Consider the following 16,845-nt stretch of genomic DNA (forward strand, 5'->3'; position numbering starts at 1 on the left):
GAGCCCAACGCCATGAAGACCCCCCACATCGAGGCCAGCAAGGAACCCGGCATGGCCCCAAGCGCTGCCGCGGCGCCCGAGCATCACCGCGCGATCAGCGCGCAGCTTTTCGACAACAGCCCACGGCAGGCCACCCAGCGCCAGGCGATGGACCGGCTGCATGCGCCTGCCGGCGTCGCCCCGGTGCAGCTGAAGAACGGCAAGAAAGGTGATGGCAAGAAAGGTGGCGACAAGCCCAAGGTGTCGGATAAAGAGATGCGCAAGCGGCGCGAGCAAAGCCGAGCCGACCGCTCGGCCAACAACGCCGCCAGGTACTCGAAAGACGCCGTCAAGCACCAGGAGAAGCACCTCACCGTCAAGGAGGTGAAGGCGATCAACAAGAACATCAAAGGCCACGGCTCGGTGCACGGCGGCAACAAGCAGAACGCCGCCACGACCAAGTCGCAGGCCGAGGCCAAGGAAGCCACCGCGAAGAAGATCGCCGAGAAGAAGCAGCAAGAGAAGGCGCGCAAGGAAAAAGACGTGGACAAGTGGAAGAAAGACTTCAACCAGGACAAGGACGACGAAGGCGGTGCCGGCAGCGCCTTCGGCGTGCTGGTGAGCGCCACCTGAGCCCGACCCGCCGGTAGCGTCGTTCATGCCTGCCGGCACCCACCTTGGTCACTTTCACGGGCGCCCGGGCCGGCCTATGTTGTCGCAGCTCTTGCCGATCTTCACCCAGGGAGAAAACGATGCCTTACAACGCCGCGATCCGGATGGCCGGTGCAGGACCCCATGTCATTCCGATGGGCTCGCCACTGCGACACGTCATCGTCCACTACGACCCGCCCGTGGGGGGGCCGGGCATCGCGCGCGGCGTCACGCTCGATTGCGCGTCCGAGGCGGACCTGGCCAGGGTCTGGAACGCCGGCGTGGACCAGTGGGCCAAGCACATGACGCTGTTCAACACCGAGAAGGACGGCGTTCCCACCGGGTTCCACATGGTCATGCACACCGACATGACGCAGGTGCTGATGTGCAATTGGCAGAGCACGCTGACCGACCATCACCAGCACTGGGTCGACGCAGGAACGGAGTCGATCAACCCCGACCGCCTGGGAGGCCTGTTGGCCATACTGGTCAAGGCGAGGTTCTTGCACAGGCTCACCCAGCCGCATCTGTTCAACAACGTGCGCACGTGAGCGTGGCTGGGGCCGCGCGCGGGATCCACACACGGTGATTCCGGCGCTCCGTCACGACACCTGCGAGGCGTCGTGCAGCCAGCAGCTTGCTTCGGCGGCCCACTGCTGCACATCGGCGCCGTCTGGTTGGTGATCACTGAGACCGCCCTCGTTGTCGCGGGCGATGCTGACCAGGGCGCGGAACACGCTGGTGATGCCGGTGAATGCGTTGCAGCAAGGGCACCGGATTCACCGCTGCGCACGACGCCGCTTTGGCTGCACCGAGTTGTCGCTGGCAGGCGACACGAGATGACGCAGATCAAATCTCAGCGGCCACGCTGGCATGGAGCGGCCACCGAGCGGTGGCGGTCTTGCGGCTGATCAAGTCGAGCCCAGCGGGCAGGTGCGACCTTGCAAGCGTCAGGTTTGGTTCGAGACACACACGTACCGCCTGGCCTCAAGGAGCAGCACATGACCAGCAGACGAGCATTCCTGACTGCCACCGCAGCCGCACTGGCAACCCCCGCCATCTTGGCCAGCACGAACGGGGAAAGGGTGTCTGGCCTCGCGGAACACTTCGTGCCAGGCGGCACCCGCGGCATCCAGCGCGGCCAGTTCACGTTCACGCCAACAGGCAGGAACGAAGGCTACGGCACGATCGCCATTCCGGACACGCTGAACCCCTTCATGATTCCGTTGACGCAAGTCGTCTTCGATGAGTCCGACGGTGCCAAGTACCTGTTGCAGGGCGACGGCCTCGTGACCGTGATGAAGGACGATCTTTACGAACTGACCGCGAACATGGATTGGCCCGCGCAGTCCCGAGGCTCCGGACAAGACGGCTATGACACCAACTTGCGCAAGCTCATGATCAAGCGCGTGCCCGTGGGCGTGGCGCCGCCGGTCTACACCCCGGGGCACGTCACCAGAGTCCCCAGCAATTCGAAGCTCTACGACGGCCTGGCGATGCACGACATGCCGGGTTCAAGCGTTCCCAACGCAGTTCGCGCCGTGTTTCAGTGGGCGCCCGGCACGATCGCCCCAGGGGCGATGGCCTATGTCGACGTGGTGCTCCCCGTTGGAAGCTTCACGCCGACGATCGGCGATCTCGTCCGGGTCAGCCACGCCAGCCTGACGGACGCCATGCTAGGTGCCGCCAATGTGGGACTGCTCATCTCTGCCCGCATGGTCGCCTCTCGCGTCGCTCGTGTGACGATCGAGAACCGATACGGCACCGGGCCGGTGAACATCCCGGACGGCAGGATGAACCTGTTGGCGGAATCAGCCGTCACGAGCGCCGGCAACAACGAAGATGGATGGTCGTATCTGGGATCGGGGCCCGTCTATTTGCTGGCTGGCGAAAAGCTGATGATCGTGGTTCGCAGCCTCACGGCAGGCGATTTCTTGCAGATCGACAACACTGCCTTCCTGCGTATTTCCAACATCGTGCCTTGAGCGGCGGCGGGGTCACGAGCGCGGCGAGCGTGGGGTCAGGTATGCCGGCCGGCGCAGGAGGCGTCCGCTCGTTTACCATCGATCGAACCGGCCCGTGGCCGAATGAAGAGAGGCCCGAGTGCAGACACTGGACGAGATGCTGAGTCGCAGCCTGCTGACAACGGGCCAGCATGCCGAGATCAGCGCCTGGATTGCGCAGGCGAAGACACCCGAGGCGATCATGCAGATGCCCGAAGCGCTTTGGCGCAGCCTGGCCTTGGCCAGTGCGTTGATGAACATCGACGCGGACCTCACCCAGCCACCGCTGCTTTCTGCCGGTTGACCTGTCTCGTCGCCTACGCCCCGGTGGCCCCGGCGCGCAGGCAGTCGCGATCACGACTTCTTTCCCGCCTTGACCGCGAGGGCGCGTCCCAGGGCGCCCTCGAGCGCCTCGCGATTCACGGGCTTGACCAGGTACTCGAACGCGCCAAGGCTCATGGCCTTGAGCACGTCGATGTTGAGCTTGTCTCCCGTCAGGAGCAGCACGCGGAAAGCCTTGGCGGCGATGTCTTCGCTGAGTCGCCGGACCACTTCGATGCCGGACATGTCCGGCAGGTGCATGTCGAGCAGTATCGCGTCGGGGTGCTCGCTGCGGGCAAGGCTGACACCTTCACCGCCCGTCTGTGCGCGGATGAGGCGCACGTCGGGTTGGCCTGACAGAAGGGCCTGGACCACCGCAAAGCTGACGGGATCGTCTTCGATGTACAAGACCGAGCCATGCAATGTTGTCGAGGCGGGCTTCTCGGTGGAGGGCAATGTCGTCATCACGGGCTCCGCGAAGTCGAGGGACTGCAAGAACAGATTCTTGCTCGAACAGGCGCTCGACTCGACAACGAGTGTTGATCAGCGGGCAACGCCGCGTCGACAAGAGGGTTTCAACCTGCCCTGGGCCGTGAACCCCAAGGAAGGCCGCCTGCAGGATCAGCCCGCAGCGCATTCCTTGGCATCATCGCTCTTTCAGCCCACCGCCGGATGCTCACAGTGAGCCGCCCCAAGAACCGCTACTACGACCCGTCCAAGCCGCACCATCGCCCTGACGGGTTCCAGAACAACCACCACGAGTTCCAGCCCAAGAGCCTGGCCGAGGTGTTGCGCTGGCGCATGAACGCGTCCAGGCAAGGGCTGCCGCCGCCGCCGCGCGACCCGATCGCACGGACGCAGCCGGACCTCGGCTTCGTGCACGCCAATGCGCAGGCCGGCGCGGGCATGCGGCCAGCCGTCACCTGGATCGGCCACGCAACCGTGTTGGCGCAGCTGGGTGGGCTCAACGTGTTGACCGACCCCATCTTTTCCGAGCGGGCTTCGCCGGTGTCGTTTGCCGGGCCGAAGCGGCACCATCCACCGGGCATCGCACTGACAGACCTGCCGCGCATCGACCTGGTGATCGCCTCGCACAACCACTACGACCATCTCGACGAGGCGTCCTTGCGGCACCTGAACGCGCAGGCCGGCGGCCCGCCGCTTTTCGTCGTCCCGCTGGGCCTGGCCGACTGGCTGCGAGGCAAAGGGATTTCGCACGCCATGGAACTCGACTGGTGGGGTTCGCACACCATCGACGCCCCGATCGGCGCGGTCGAGGTAATGCTGCTGCCGTCGCGCCACTGGTCGTCGCGCAGCCTCGCCGACCGCATGCAGACCCTTTGGGGCGGCTTCGCCGTGATGGCCCCCGACTGCCACCTCTTCTACGCCGGCGACACCGGCTACTCGCGCGACTTCACCGACATCCGCGAGCGGCTGAGCCACCGACAGGCCGGCCACGGCTTCGACATCGCGCTGCTGCCGATCGGCGCCTACGAGCCCCGCTGGTTCATGGCCGATCAGCATGTGAACGTGCATGAGGCGGTGAAGATCCACCAAGACATCGGCGCCCAACGCTCGCTCGGCGTGCACTGGGGCACCTTCGAGCTGACCGACGAAGCGCTCGACGAGCCGCCGCGCCAGTTGACGCTGGAGCGCAGCGCAGCGGGCCTGGCCGAAGAAGATTTCTTCGTGCTGGCCGTTGGTGAAACGCGCCGAATCAGCCCGCGCCCCGTCGACCGGAGGCCCAGCGATACCTAGCGATGCCTAGGGGGCAACGTTGAGGTAGGTCGTGCCGCGCAGGCGCTTTTCTCGTTCGCCTTTGCAAGTGACGTTCAATTGCACAGGAAGAATCATCTTGCAGGGCTTGCCGCTGCACGATGCGGCATCGAACTCGAGGATGCTCACCGCATCGCCAATCATCTTGGACACCTTGGCATCCGAACCTTGTTTCGCACTGGCGGCGACCACCGTTCCCGTCGAGTCGACCTCGACGAAGACAGTTGCAGAGCCCGTGAAGGTTTCCCCGTGAAAGGCCGCCGCCCGTCCGACATGGTTGATGATTTCACCGATGCCATCCTTCGGGTAGGGCGGCCTGTCGCCGTCGGGGACCGACTCGTACCACTGAAGCAGCCAAGCCCGCTCATCCCGAGAAAGCCAGCGATAGCTGCCACGAAAGGGTAGCTTCGGCCACTGGACGTTGCACTCCCCCGTCAGTCGGTAGTCCTCGTCGATCACGAAGCCTGGGTAATCGTAGCGCCGCGTCTGCAAGCCCTCGTCAGCAGCCAGAGCACAAGTGCCGATGAAGTGCTGGGCAACCAGCAGGACCAGGAGTGAGCGAAGAGTCATGTCAATGCTTGAGGAACGGGGCCTGCGCAGGCGGTGGATCCACAGAGGGGCCGGGGCAATATTTTGCGCGCCCCTGCGAACCGAGCAGTCCGATCTGATGCGGCACACCGCACGAGTTCGGGCTCGGGTTGCCACCGCGGAGATCGATCTCCACGAAAGCCCTCCCCAGCACATCACGGCCTCCCGGCCGCAGCATGGCGCCTGGCCGTCAGGCCGCGAACGCGCGCTGGCGCCAGTCCGACAGCACCTGGGTCCACGATTCGCTCAGGCCGCCCTCTTCTTGCAGGTCGGCCTTGGCGGGGGCGTCGTCGTCGGTCCAGGCCCAGGTCCAGCGGGCGCGGCCGTCGGGTTGCACGGTGGCTTCGAAGAAGCCGGCCAGCAGGGTGGCTGATTGCGCGTCGCCCACCTCCGCCCGGAAGCTGTCGGCGTCGTAGGTGACGATGTTGCAGCCGCTTTCGAGGCAATAGCTGGCCAAGCTGAACCAGCGGGCCGCCAGGGGTTGTTGATGGTGAACTGCGAGCAAATCGGTTTCTGTCATCGCCCGATTGTCCGCTACGGGCCGAATGTCCTTGTGCACGCGAGTGTGGTAGGCGCTTCTCGGGCCGGCCCGAGAAGTGCCGCCGATGCCGATCAGGGCGAGCCCAGGGGCCCGGCGTCACGCAGAATGCGCCGATGAAATCCCCCAAACGCCTGCAGGCGCTGGTTGACGAAGGCCTGGTCGATACCGTGCTGCGGCAGCTCAAGAGCGGCAAGGAAGCCGATGTCTACGTGGTGATGTGCGGCGGCGAGGTGCGCGCCGCCAAGATCTACAAGGAGGCGACGAACCGCAGTTTTCGCCAGGCGGTGGACTACACCGAGAACCGCAAGGTCAAGAACAGCCGCCAGGCCCGCGCGATGGCCAAGGGCACGCGCTATGGCCGCGAGCAGCGCGAAGCGGCGTGGCAAAGCGCCGAGGTGGACGCGCTGTACCGCCTGGCCGCCGCCGGCGTGCGCGTGCCGCGCCCCTACAACTTTCTCGAAGGCGTGCTGATCATGGAGCTGGTGTCCGACGCCGACGGTCAGGCGGCCCCGCGGCTGAGCGAGCTGCCCTTCACCGCCGACGAGGCCCGCGCGCACCACGCCACGCTGATCGGCGAGGTGGTGCGCATGCTCTGCGCCGGGGTCGTGCACGGCGACCTGTCGGAGTTCAACATCCTGCTGGCGGCCGACGGGCCGGTGGTCATCGACCTGCCGCAGGCGGTGGACGCGGCCGGCAACAACCACGCGCTGCGCATGCTGCTGCGCGATGTCGACAACCTGCGCAGCTTCTTTGGCAGGTTCGCGCCCGAGCTGCTGGCCACGCACTACGGGCCCGAGATCTGGAGCCTGTATGCCGGTGGGCTGCTCGAGCCGACCACGCCGCTGACCGGCCGCTACGAGCACCAGCCCGGCGCGGTGGACCTCGAAGGCGTGCTGCGCGAGATCGAAGACGCGCGGCTGGAAGAAGAAGCCTTCCGCCTGCGCATGGCATGACCGAACGCGTGGCTGAGCCGGCCCACCGGCACCACGCTCAAGGCGTGGCGGCGAGCGGCGCCGCCACCGGCGTCAACAACACCGGCCAGGTTTCGCCGAGCGCGGTGTAGCCGTCGACGACGATCTGCCCGTGGGCGTTGAGCCTGGCGCTGTAGGCCGCCAGGCTTGCCAGCTGGCTCGTCAGCGGGTCGCTCGGGTCCAGCAGCGTCTTCAGGTCGCGCATGCCGGTGGCGGCATCCCAGTAGAACGGCGACTCAAAGGTATTGCCGCCACTGCCCACCCAGCTCATCACCCCCACCACCTGCCCGGCATCGTTCATGTCCTGCGCGTAGCTTTGGTCGGAGCGCAGCGGCCGCTCGTCGATGTTGACCACGCCCGTTTCCGGCGCCCAGACGAACGCCTGGTAGCCCTTCTTGGGTGTTCGCATGCCGCCGGCAGCGTGACCGAGTTCGTTCACGGCATAGGGGCTGCCCACCTGGCGCGGCGTCAGGATGTGCGTCACGCCCCCGTCGGGCTCGAAGCGCACGCCATAGCCATCGCCGGTGTCGAGGTTCTCGATCGTGCCGACGATCTGCCCGGCGTTGTTGATCGCGGTCGCCAGCGTGCGCCGGTGGGCCGAAGGTTTGAGAAAAACCATGCCGTCTGCTTCGGACCAGCGAAAGGCTTTCCAGACGAACAAGCCATCGTCCACCGCCCGGATGCCCGCCACCTGGTTCGAGTCGTTCAGGGCCCGCGCATCCACAAACGTGCCCACCTTGCCGCCGAAGTACCGAAAGCCGTTGACAGCGTCCCACATGAAGCCAGGGTTGCGGGTTTCGTGGTTCTCGTAGCGGCTGCCGATCACGACACCGGCGTTGTTGATCGCCGTCGGCCAGAAGACCGCACCCGGAAATTGCGGATCACCGTAGCTCTGGGCGCCCGTGGCCTGCGACCACACGAAGAACCCGCGCGTGTTGCAGGCCCCGATCGCCTGGCCCGCATCGTTGAGCCCCAGCACCTGGCAGTAGCCCTGGCCGGGTGGCGGCGTGATGCGCGTGATGCGGTACATCGGCGCGGCCTGCGCCCCGATCGAGCCAAGCATCAATGCCGTGGCGCCGAGCAGGCGCCATGCGCACAGCAAGCGATGAGATCTGACCATGGTGAGTCTCCCGTGGGGTTGAGATGGGCCACGCCGCCGGCGCGGCCCGCGTGGCGGCCCCCGCGATGGCGGCAGAGCCCAGTCAAGACGGGAGCGCTCTTGAATACAGACGCAAAGCGGCCGTCAACTCAGACATTTGCCGCGCCCGGATCATGCGCCGCGCTCGGGCCGCGCGGGGGGCGCTACGGCCCCGCCTCGCCCAGCCGCTCGATCAGAAACTCCACCGCCACCCTCACCTTCGGGATCCGGTAGCGGGTTTGCAGATACAGCAGGTAGATGCCCGATTCGCCACCGCGACCGACCGACACCGGTTGATCGAGCGTGACCTGCACCAGCTCACCGCTGCGCAGGTAGCCCTTCAAGCCCCACTCGGACAGCAGCACCAGGCCGCGGTGCCGGCAGGCCATGGCGATCAGGCTGGTGCCGTCGTTGCTGATGAAGGCCGGCGCAACGGGCAGCTCGCGCCAGCCGTCGTCGTCCAGCCCCTGCCACTTGATCACCGCATTGGGCCCGCGGTACATCAATGCGCGGTGGCCCGCCAGATCATCGAGCGTGCGCGGCGTGCCCATCTGCGCCAGGTACTGCGGCGAGGCGGCGAGGATGAATCGGTTGGGGTCGAGCTTGCGCGCCACCACGCGGTCTTGCGGCTGGCGGCCACCGCGAATGGCGATGTCGATCTGGTCGCGCCCCAGCTCGACCAAGGCGTCGCTCAGGTGCACGTCCAGCACGATGTCGGGGTAACGCTCGCAAAAGTCTTGCAGCGCGGGCATCAGCAGCAGCTGGCCATAGCTCGGCATCGCGCTGATGCGCAAGGTGCCACTGGGCGTGCTGCTGTGCTGCCCCACCAGTTCTTCGGCGTCGTTCAGCTGGGCGATGCCGGCGCGCACCTGCTCGAGGTACAGCGCGCCAACCTCGGTCAACCTCACCGTGCGGGTCGTGCGGTGCAGCAGCTCGACACCGAGTTCGGCCTCCAGATCGGTGATGCGGCGCGAGATCGACGACGCCGGCACGCCAAAGGCCTTGGCCGCCCGCGAGAAGCTGAGGGTATCTGCGACCTTGACCAGGTAGTGCAGTGCGCGCAGCTTGTCCATCGTTCGCCTCCGTCACGCCCACTTTTGCCAATTGGGCAAAAGATTTTGCCGAATGCACAGTATTCCATCGCGAACGACTCTTCCCTAGCATTCCGTCCATCGCAAGCCACACGCCGCCCCGGCGACAAGGAAACCGACATGACCACGATGCTCAAAGCCCAATACACCGAACGCGGCCCGGTGCCGCAAGCCGTGATCGCGGCGGTGCCTTTCGATCGCCCGGCGCTGGCCCAGGGCCAGGCCCTGGTGGCCGTGCTGGCCGCGCCGATCAACCCCAGCGACGTGCTGATGCTCACCGGCCAATACGGCATGCTGCCGCCGCTGCCCGCCGTGGGCGGCAGCGAGGGCGTGGGCCGCGTGGTCGAGCTGGGGCCAGATACGCAAGGCCCGGCCATCGGCCAGACCGTGCTGCTGCCGGCCGGCGCCGGCACCTGGGCCACGCACGTGGTGGTGCCCGCCGCGCGCCTGATCCCGCTGCCCAACGAGGCCGACCCGAAGCAGCTGGCCATGCTGACGGTGAACCCGCCCACCGCGTCGCTGCTGCTGAGCGACTTTGCCGATCTGCAGCCGGGCGACTGGGTGATCCAGAACGGCGCCAACTCGGGGGTCGGCAGCTATGTGGTGCAACTGGCCAAGCTGCGTGGCCTGAAGACCGTGAACATCGTGCGCCGCGAATCGGCCGTGGCCGGTGTGCAGGCGCAAGGCGGCGACGTGGTGCTGGTCGATGGCGACGACCTGGCCGAGCGCGTGAAGGCCGCCACCCACGGCGCCAACATCAAGCTGGGCATCGACGCGGTCGGCGGCAAGGCCACGATGCGCCTGGCGGCCACGCTGGCCGAGAGCGCCACGATCGTCAACTACGGTGCGCTCGGCGGCGAGGCGTGCACCGTGTCGCCGCGCGAGCTGGTGTTTCGCGACGTGACGCTCAAGGGCTTCTGGCTGGCGCGCTGGTTTCGCACCACGCCGCAGCCGCAGCAATACGCGCTGCTGACCGAGCTGGCCGGGCTGATCGCCGCGGGCAAGCTCAGCACGCCGATCCAGGCCACCTACGACGTCGCGCAGATCAAGGACGCCATCGCCGCGGCCGCCGCAGGCGAGCGCCAGGGCAAGATCCTGATCACGCCGGCCCACGGCTGAGCGACTGCGCCACGCGGCACGAGGAGGGCTCGGGTCACCGAGCCCTCACGTCACTCACGGCGTTCAGGCGCTCAAGGCCGGCGCCCGCGGCCGATCACGGGCGGTTCACCGCCGTCCAGGCCGAGGCCACGGCCTTCGACTCGGCCGAGCCGGCGCCATAGAGGTCGTCCGACGCCTTGATGGTGCTGGTGCGCGCCTTGGCAAAGGTCTCGCTCGAGGTCATGTAGACCGTCAGCGCCCGGTACCAGATCTTCTCGGCCTTGGCACGGCCGATGCCCTTGACCGTGCCGCTGCCGGTCGCCTTCTTGGTGTTGCCCGACGTGCAGGTCTTGGACGGCGAGCCGTTGGTCGTGCCCTCGGCCAGCAGGTAGAAGAAGTGGTTGGCAACGCCCGAAGACCCGTGCACGTCGAGGTTGCCGACGCCGCTGTAGTAACAGTCCGCCGAATAGCCGTCGCTGTTCGGGCTGATCATGTTGCGGGTGTAGGGCTTGTCGAAGTTTTCGCCCAGCAGATAGTCGGGTTTGTCGGTCGCATTGTTGGCGTAGAACTCGACCATCGTGCCGAAGATGTCGGACGTGCCTTCGTTCAGGCCACCCGATTCACCGCGGTAGACCAGCTTGGCGGTGCGCGACGTGACGCCGTGGGTCATCTCGTGGCCCGAGACATCCAGCGCCACGAGCGGGCTCATGCGGCTGCCGTCGCCAAACGTCATGCAGAAGCACCGGTCGTCCCAGAACGCGTTGTCGTAGTTCTTGCTGAAGTGAACACGCGAGCGGGCGCCATTGCCATCGTCGGCAATCCCCTTTCGGCCATGCACTTTGAGGAAGTAATCCCAGGTCATGTTCTGGCCGTAGGCGGCATCGGCGGCCACGGTTTCGTTGCTCGACTCCGAGCCATTGCCCCACACGTTGTCGGCGCCCGAGAACAGCGTTTCGGTCGAGGTGCCGTTCTTCATGTCCATGACCTTGTGCTGGCCGCGGGTCAGGTCTTGCAGCGTGTACTTGCCGTTCTTCTTGTTGTCGTGCAGCGGCACGGTGCCCGAATACAGCGTCTTGCCCGAGCCGATGTTGTCGGCCGTCATGACATCGTCCCACTGGTCCAGCAACTGGGCCGAGGTCGCGTCGACGATCATGTGCGCGAAGCTGGGGGTGCCATCGGCCTGCACGCCGGACACGGCCACATCCCACGCCAGGCGCGGCTGGCCCTCGCCCATGGCATACACCACCAGTTGCTGCTTCTCGACCCGCCCATCGGCATGCGGATAGGCCTGGAGCGCCAGCGCCCCCACGGCAGACGACGCCAGCTTCGGCAGCACGTCGACCGACAGCGCGCCCTGCAGCGTGCGCGAAAACTCCTTCAATCCGCCCGCGGCCGAGGTGTGCACCACCACGTCACCGCCCAGCACCGGCAGGCCCTTGAAGAAGCGATCGAAGCGGACGTGCTCGGTGCCGTCGGCGTCGACGATCAGGTCGCGCGCCACGTAGCGGTCGGCCAACGAACCGTCGGCCATCCGGTCGACCTGAAGGCCGAGATTCTTCAACGCCCGCACGACGGCGGGGTGATCGGCCGAGGGCTGGGCGGCCATGGCCGCGGGGGCGGCGACCATCGCCATGGCCGCGGCGGCGGCCGCGCAAATCACTGAACGCTTGAACATGTTTGTCTTCTCCTCAGAGGGGTTATGGCGGCCCGAGGGCCGGTGCCAACGGCACGGGCGCGACTGTGGGCCTTGGCCCGCTTTCAACCCATTCCGAGAACATGGGGGCTCCGCTCAAGTAAACGTTTACCCGGGCGGTCATTGACCTTTCCTTTCAATTCCCCTGGGGTGCACCACCGTGCGAATGTGAAGCGGCTGTATGCGAGCCATCTCCAAATGCGAACGGTGTTGCCAAACGGTGTTGCCAATTGGGTGGTGGCCAGCCGCCTCACCACGGCGGCCCGCGCGGCTACTTCAACCGCAAGCGGTAGATCGTGCCGCGCCCGAATTCGCCGCCTTGCCGGGTCGTGCCGTAGAAGACGCCGTCTTCGGCCTCCACCAAACCTGCAGTCGGCCACGCGCCCTCGGTCGTGTCTGGTTCGCCGAAGGAAAACAGCTGCGTGAACGCCCCGTCGGGCGTCAAGCGAAAGACCGAACCCTTGCCGTATCGGCCCCCATAGAGGGTGACACCGTAGAAGTTGCCATCCCGCGCCAGGAGCAGGTTAGGAACGGGGTTGCTCTCCTGGTCGTGGAAAGCGTGCAGCACCGTCATTCGGCCATCGAAGCCCATGCGAAAGAAGGTTCCCAGCCCGTGGGCGCCGCCGCCGTAGGTGGCCCCGTACAGGTAGCCGTCCGGCGCTTCGATCAGGCCCGTCGCGGGGCCCCACCCGCGATGGTCGTCGGTGCGAAACGAGTGGAACACCTCGAACGTGTCGTCAGGGGCCACACGGTAGATGGCCCCTGCGTCGTGCGCACCGCCCTTCTGCGTCACACCGTAGATGTTGCCGTCGCTGGCCTGAAGCAAAGACATCATGTCCGGCACGTACACATTGCCGCGCGTGCGGCTGAACTGGTGCACCACCTTGAAGGCCGCGCCGTCGGTAGACACCTTGAACAGGCCGCCTTCCCACTTGCCCGAGGCACAGCAGGTCGTGCCATACAGGCTGCCGTCACTCGCTTGCAGCAGCGGCGCATAGGGGTAGGCCCCCTCGGGCGCCGAATAGTCGAACGAGTGCAACACGGTGACCGCGCCCTGCGGCGTCATCCGGTACACCGTGCCGCTGTCGTGGAACTCACCGCCGCCGCCGCTGGCGCCGTAGTACTGGCCATCGGCGCCCTGGATCAAGCCCCAGGGCCGGCGCGCGCTGCGCTTCTTGTTGAACAGGTGCAAGACCGTGAGCTGGCCGTTGGGCAGCATCCGAAACCCCGTGCCGCCGCCGTCAGCGTCACCGCCGAAGCCAGTGACGCCGTGGATCTTGCCGTCGCCGCCGAAGACCAGCGCCGACGTCGGCTCCGCGCCTTCGGGGCCTTCGAAGCTGTGGACGAACTTGACGCTGGCGAGCGCAGCCTCCGGGTCAGGCTCGGCGGCTGCGGCGGCTGCGGCGCCGGGCAGGCACAACGCCGCGCACAGGGCGAGCGGCGCCAACCGGTGCCGCCAGTGGATGGGCAAGTGGGTATGGTTCACAGTGGCCTCCTGAAGCAGGCGTGTCGCCGATACCCGGCGGGTTCAGCAACGATCGCCTACCTGTACAGACGTGCTGCGACGACCAATCCCGACATTCCGCGTGACGGGACACCCCTCGGTCACACGACCTTTCCGATCGCCTGCTTCAGCAGGTCCAGCCCCAGGTCGATCTCGGCGTCGCTCACCGTCAATGGCGGCGCGATGCGGAAGACGCCGCCCATGCCGGGCAGGTTCACGATGTTCATGCTCAGGCCGAGCTTCATGCACTCGCGGGTGATCGCCGCGCCGAGCTCGGGGGCGGCCTGCTTGCCGGCCCGGCTCTGGACGATCTCGATGCCCAGCAGCAGCCCGCGGCCACGCACGTCGCCGATGCAGTCCACGCTGTCTTGCAGCGCGCGCAGGCCGCGCTCGAGCCGCTGGCCGGCCACGCGGGCGCGCTCGACCAGGCGGTCGCGTTGCACCACCTCCAGCACCTTCAGGCCCACAGCGGCCGGCAGCGGGTCGGACACGTGCGTCGTGTAGAAGAGAAAGCTGCGCGCGTGGCACGCTTCTTCGATCGCCTCCGAGGTCAGCACCGCCGCCAGCGGCAGGCCGGCGCCGAGTGTTTTAGACAAGGTCAGGATGTCTGGCACCACGCCGTCGCGCTCGCAGGCGAGCATCGTGCCGGTGCGGCCCACGCCCGTCTGCGCCTCGTCCAGGATCAGCAGCATGCCGCGTTCGCTGCACTTGGCCTTCAGCGCGGCCAGGTAGCCCAGCGGCAGGTCGATCAGGCCGCCCGAGCTCAGGATCGGCTCGGCGATGAAGGCGGCGAGGTTGCCGCTGGATTGCCGGTCGATCAGGTCGAAGGCGTAGTCGAGCTCGGCCTGCCAGTCGAACTGGCCGTTGCGCTCGAAGCGCGGCCGGTAGGGGTAAGGCGCGGGGATGGCGAACGAGCCCACTGCCGCCGGCCCATAGCCCTTGCGGCCCGCGCTGTAGGTGGCCGAGGCCGCACCGCCCGTCATGCCGTGCCACGACTGCGCGAAGCTCACGACCTCGAACTTGCCGGTGTACAGCTTGGCCATCTTGATGGCCGCCTCGTTGGACTCGGCGCCGGTGCTCAACAGCATCACGCGGTCCAGCCCCGGCGGTGTCACCTCGGCCAGTTGCGTGGCGAGGTCGACCACCGGGCGGCTCAGCATGCCGCTGAACAAGTGATCCAGGTTTCGAGCGTGCTCGGCCACGACGGCCGCCACCTCAGGGTGCCCGTGGCCCAGCAGCGAGCTCATCTGCCCCGACGTGAAATCGAGGATCGCGCGGCCGTCCGCGTCGTACACGAAACTGCCTTGGGCCCGCTCGATGATCATCGGCTCGAACGTGCCGCCGTAGCGGATCAGGTGGCGGCGGGCGTGGGTCCAGAAAGCGGGGTCGGCATTGCGGGACATCGGGGCGCTCCGGGGTCGTGCATTGGATCGGCGCAGATTAAGGGCCCGGCCCACACAAGGAAAGCTAATATTTCTGAACCCAGCTATCAGCCGCGCTTGACACCCAGACCGAATGACCCGCCACCTCGACATCGACCTGCTGCGCACCTTCGTGGCGATCGCCGAGACGCGCACGCTGGGCCGCGCCGCCGGCAAGGTCGGCCGCACGCAGGCCGCCGTGAGCATGCAGGTGAAGAAGCTCGAAGAGATGCTGAACCAGCCGCTGCTCAACCGAACGGGCCGCGGCGTGGCGCTCACGCTGCACGGCGAGCGGCTGCTCGGCCACGCGCGAACGATCCTGCGCCACCACGACGCGGCCGTGGCCGATGTCTCGGGCGCCGGCCTCAGCGGCACGCTGCGCTTCGGCTGCCCCGACGACTACGCCGCGGCCTTCTTGCCGCAGATCCTGCGCAGCTTCGCCGGCCTGCACCCGCAGGTCTTCGTCGAGGTGTATTGCGCGCCCACGCCGCGGCTGCTGGAGCAGCTGGCCAGGCATGCGCTCGACCTGGCGCTGATCTCCACCACCGACACCGGCGCCACGATCTTGCGCCGCGAGCCACTGGTGTGGGTGGGCAACCGGCATGACGATGCCGCCTCGCGCGAGCCGCTGCAGCTCGCGCTGTCAGACCCCGACACGCTGGACCACCGCTGGGCCTGCGAAAGGCTGGAGGCGACGGGCCGGCCCTACCGCGTGGCCTATGCGAGCGGTGCCATGTCGGGCCTGCTGGCCGTCGTCCGATCGGGCCAGGCGATCGCGGTGCTCACGCAATCTGCCGTGCCCGACGACCTGCAGGTGCTGCCGACCAGCCGGCAACTGCCCAAGCTGCCGACCGTCGGGCTGACCGTCAAGTTCGACCTGCCACGCCCGCCGGCGCTGGTGGTGGAGTTCGCCGAGCAGTTGCGCCGGGTCGTGCCGGCGCTGTAGATCAACGAACCGGCGTCAGCAGCAGGAGCTTGGGCCCCTCGGCGTTGCGGCCCATCGCCTCGACGGCGATCTGCCCCGACGCGTTGATGCCCAGGGCCCGGCGCATCTCGTAGCGAGTCGCGTTCGGGTCGGCAGGGTCGATCTGCGACTCCAGCATGTAGATGCCGTTGACGGCGTCCGCGGCGAAGGCGTGCTGGGCACTGAGCGGCGTGGGTTCGGCAAAGCAATCGCCAACCATGGTGCCTTGCGGACCGACCTTGCGGGGCCGGTACCAGACGCAATCCGCATGCTCGCCCAGCGACTGCACGCCCTTGTCTGCGCTCCACAGGTGGATCGTGTTCGGCCCGTTCTCCGGGCCATTGAACGTGAGGTCGAAGGGGCTGGTCATCAGCGCCACGTCGCCCTTGTCATTGATGGCAGCGGCTGAGACCCGTTTGTCCGGCAACGCGGGAATCTCGGTGACGCCCTTGCCACGCGCCCACAACACCGGCCTGCCCGCGCCGCGGACGCCCACGGCCTGCTGGAGATTGTTCAAGTCGTTCAGCAAGAAGTCGTCATCACCGCGGCCAATGTCGGTCAGCGCGCCATCGCGTTCGCGCAGCGCATACGACCGTTTGTCGCCTCTGACGATCAGGTCGCCGGCGGTGTTGCCGAAGAACGAGTACACGCCTCGCAGCTTCTTGGCTGGCGCGGCGCCCTTGCGCCAGACCTCGGTGCGCAGGAACTTGCCGGGAAAGATGATGCCTGGCCACTGCACCCAGTAGGAAATGGCACCGAGTTCGTCGATGGAGATCGCGTACTGCTCGTGGCGCGGGTCGTCCACCGGGGCGAAGTCGACCGGCCTTCCTTCATGCCAGCGGAACGCACGCCGCTCGCCTGTGTCGCCATACAAGGTGCCGACGATCACGCCCCGATCGTTGATGCCCTTGGCCACCGGGATGCCTCCTTCCGTCGGCGCCTCCGCGATCCGGTACAGGGGCGGTGCGGCGAAAGCGCCAGCCGCGGCACACAGGCCAATGAAAGACACCCCTTTGCGGGCCCACGTGGCCAAGCCACGGCGGAGGACGGACATGCTGATCCCTTTGCTTCGTTGTTGCGCCTGCGGCCGCGCGCGCCAAGATCGG

General features: G+C 67.1%; 19 protein-coding genes. 9 read left to right on the forward strand and 10 right to left on the reverse strand.

The annotated features are described in order from the left end of the window. Positions 1–12: 12 nt before the first annotated feature. Both ACE3SG_RS20640 and ACE3SG_RS20645 read left to right on the forward strand, forming a co-directional pair. Positions 13–612 (forward strand): hypothetical protein, encoded by a 600-nt coding sequence (locus tag ACE3SG_RS20640; protein ID WP_374568082.1) that lies wholly within the window; start codon positions 13–15, stop codon positions 610–612. A gap of 119 nt (positions 613–731) precedes the next feature. Then, a complete protein-coding gene (locus ACE3SG_RS20645; RefSeq protein ID WP_374568083.1) occupies positions 732–1,181 on the forward strand; it encodes a hypothetical protein in 450 nt (149 codons plus the stop codon). A gap of 51 nt (positions 1,182–1,232) precedes the next feature. Here the strand turns inward: ACE3SG_RS20645 and ACE3SG_RS20650 are convergent, their stop codons facing one another. Then, positions 1,233–1,367: a hypothetical protein gene (locus ACE3SG_RS20650; RefSeq protein ID WP_374568084.1), complete on the reverse strand. Its 135-nt coding sequence runs from the start codon at positions 1,365–1,367 to the stop codon at positions 1,233–1,235. Between the two features lie 264 nt (positions 1,368–1,631). Between ACE3SG_RS20650 and ACE3SG_RS20655 the strand changes: the two genes are divergently transcribed. Further along, positions 1,632–2,615: a hypothetical protein gene (locus ACE3SG_RS20655; protein ID WP_374568085.1), complete on the forward strand. Its 984-nt coding sequence runs from the start codon at positions 1,632–1,634 to the stop codon at positions 2,613–2,615. A 136-nt stretch (positions 2,616–2,751) separates the two neighbouring features. Next, positions 2,752–2,937 carry a hypothetical protein gene (locus ACE3SG_RS20660; RefSeq protein WP_374568086.1) on the forward strand — a complete coding sequence of 62 codons (186 nt, stop codon included), beginning with the start codon at positions 2,752–2,754 and terminating at the stop codon, positions 2,935–2,937. Between the two features lie 50 nt (positions 2,938–2,987). Here the strand turns inward: ACE3SG_RS20660 and ACE3SG_RS20665 are convergent, their stop codons facing one another. Further along, on the reverse strand, positions 2,988–3,362 hold the full coding sequence (locus ACE3SG_RS20665; RefSeq protein WP_374568088.1) for a response regulator: 375 nt from the start codon (positions 3,360–3,362) through the stop codon (positions 2,988–2,990). Here ACE3SG_RS20665 and ACE3SG_RS20670 point away from each other — a divergent pair. Then, positions 3,355–3,639, forward strand: coding sequence for a hypothetical protein (locus ACE3SG_RS20670; RefSeq protein ID WP_374568090.1), 285 nt, complete (start codon positions 3,355–3,357; stop codon positions 3,637–3,639). The two genes, ACE3SG_RS20665 and ACE3SG_RS20670, sit on opposite strands and share 8 nt — an antisense overlap. After that, positions 3,627–4,712 (forward strand): MBL fold metallo-hydrolase, encoded by a 1,086-nt coding sequence (locus tag ACE3SG_RS20675; protein WP_374568091.1) that lies wholly within the window; start codon positions 3,627–3,629, stop codon positions 4,710–4,712. The genes ACE3SG_RS20670 and ACE3SG_RS20675 overlap by 13 nt, the downstream gene beginning before the upstream one ends. A gap of 6 nt (positions 4,713–4,718) precedes the next feature. Here ACE3SG_RS20675 and ACE3SG_RS20680 read toward each other — a convergent pair whose 3' ends face one another. Both ACE3SG_RS20680 and ACE3SG_RS20685 read right to left on the reverse strand, forming a co-directional pair. Next, the gene (locus ACE3SG_RS20680; RefSeq protein WP_374568092.1) at positions 4,719–5,300 is read right to left on the reverse strand and encodes a hypothetical protein; all 582 of its coding nucleotides are present in this window, start codon (positions 5,298–5,300) and stop codon (positions 4,719–4,721) included. 208 nt (positions 5,301–5,508) lie between these two features. Continuing rightward, entirely contained in the window at positions 5,509–5,838 is a 330-nt protein-coding gene (locus ACE3SG_RS20685) for a hypothetical protein (protein ID WP_374568093.1), read from the reverse strand. A gap of 134 nt (positions 5,839–5,972) precedes the next feature. On the opposite strand from ACE3SG_RS20685, the gene ACE3SG_RS20690 reads away from it, so the two are divergent. Next, positions 5,973–6,812, forward strand: a complete 840-nt coding sequence (locus ACE3SG_RS20690) for a PA4780 family RIO1-like protein kinase (protein WP_374568094.1) — start codon at positions 5,973–5,975, stop codon at positions 6,810–6,812. Positions 6,813–6,849: 37 nt separating this feature from the next. Here the strand turns inward: ACE3SG_RS20690 and ACE3SG_RS20695 are convergent, their stop codons facing one another. Together ACE3SG_RS20695 and ACE3SG_RS20700 are read right to left on the reverse strand one after the other, a co-directional pair. Then, a complete protein-coding gene (locus ACE3SG_RS20695; RefSeq protein ID WP_374568095.1) occupies positions 6,850–7,950 on the reverse strand; it encodes a hypothetical protein in 1,101 nt (366 codons plus the stop codon). 182 nt (positions 7,951–8,132) lie between these two features. Further along, the gene (locus tag ACE3SG_RS20700) at positions 8,133–9,041 is read right to left on the reverse strand and encodes a LysR substrate-binding domain-containing protein (protein WP_374568096.1); all 909 of its coding nucleotides are present in this window, start codon (positions 9,039–9,041) and stop codon (positions 8,133–8,135) included. A gap of 138 nt (positions 9,042–9,179) precedes the next feature. On the opposite strand from ACE3SG_RS20700, the gene ACE3SG_RS20705 reads away from it, so the two are divergent. Then, positions 9,180–10,178, forward strand: a complete 999-nt coding sequence (locus ACE3SG_RS20705; protein WP_374568097.1) for a zinc-dependent alcohol dehydrogenase family protein — start codon at positions 9,180–9,182, stop codon at positions 10,176–10,178. A gap of 94 nt (positions 10,179–10,272) precedes the next feature. Here ACE3SG_RS20705 and ACE3SG_RS20710 read toward each other — a convergent pair whose 3' ends face one another. From ACE3SG_RS20710 to ACE3SG_RS20720, 3 genes are all read right to left on the reverse strand, one after another. After that, positions 10,273–11,832: a M4 family metallopeptidase gene (locus ACE3SG_RS20710; RefSeq protein WP_374568098.1), complete on the reverse strand. Its 1,560-nt coding sequence runs from the start codon at positions 11,830–11,832 to the stop codon at positions 10,273–10,275. A 289-nt stretch (positions 11,833–12,121) separates the two neighbouring features. Further along, positions 12,122–13,336 carry a choice-of-anchor tandem repeat GloVer-containing protein gene (locus tag ACE3SG_RS20715; RefSeq protein ID WP_374568099.1) on the reverse strand — a complete coding sequence of 405 codons (1,215 nt, stop codon included), beginning with the start codon at positions 13,334–13,336 and terminating at the stop codon, positions 12,122–12,124. 119 nt (positions 13,337–13,455) lie between these two features. Next, entirely contained in the window at positions 13,456–14,757 is a 1,302-nt protein-coding gene (locus tag ACE3SG_RS20720) for an aspartate aminotransferase family protein (RefSeq protein ID WP_374568100.1), read from the reverse strand. Between the two features lie 112 nt (positions 14,758–14,869). Between ACE3SG_RS20720 and ACE3SG_RS20725 the strand changes: the two genes are divergently transcribed. After that, positions 14,870–15,721 carry a LysR family transcriptional regulator gene (locus ACE3SG_RS20725; protein ID WP_374568101.1) on the forward strand — a complete coding sequence of 284 codons (852 nt, stop codon included), beginning with the start codon at positions 14,870–14,872 and terminating at the stop codon, positions 15,719–15,721. Between the two features lies 1 nt (position 15,722). Here the strand turns inward: ACE3SG_RS20725 and ACE3SG_RS20730 are convergent, their stop codons facing one another. Next, on the reverse strand, positions 15,723–16,793 hold the full coding sequence (locus ACE3SG_RS20730; protein ID WP_374568102.1) for a hypothetical protein: 1,071 nt from the start codon (positions 16,791–16,793) through the stop codon (positions 15,723–15,725). Between the last annotated feature and the right edge of the window lie 52 nt (positions 16,794–16,845).

This window comes from Ideonella sp., from assembly GCF_041914305.1.
Taxonomy (GTDB): Bacteria; Pseudomonadota; Gammaproteobacteria; order Burkholderiales; family Burkholderiaceae_C; genus Ideonella.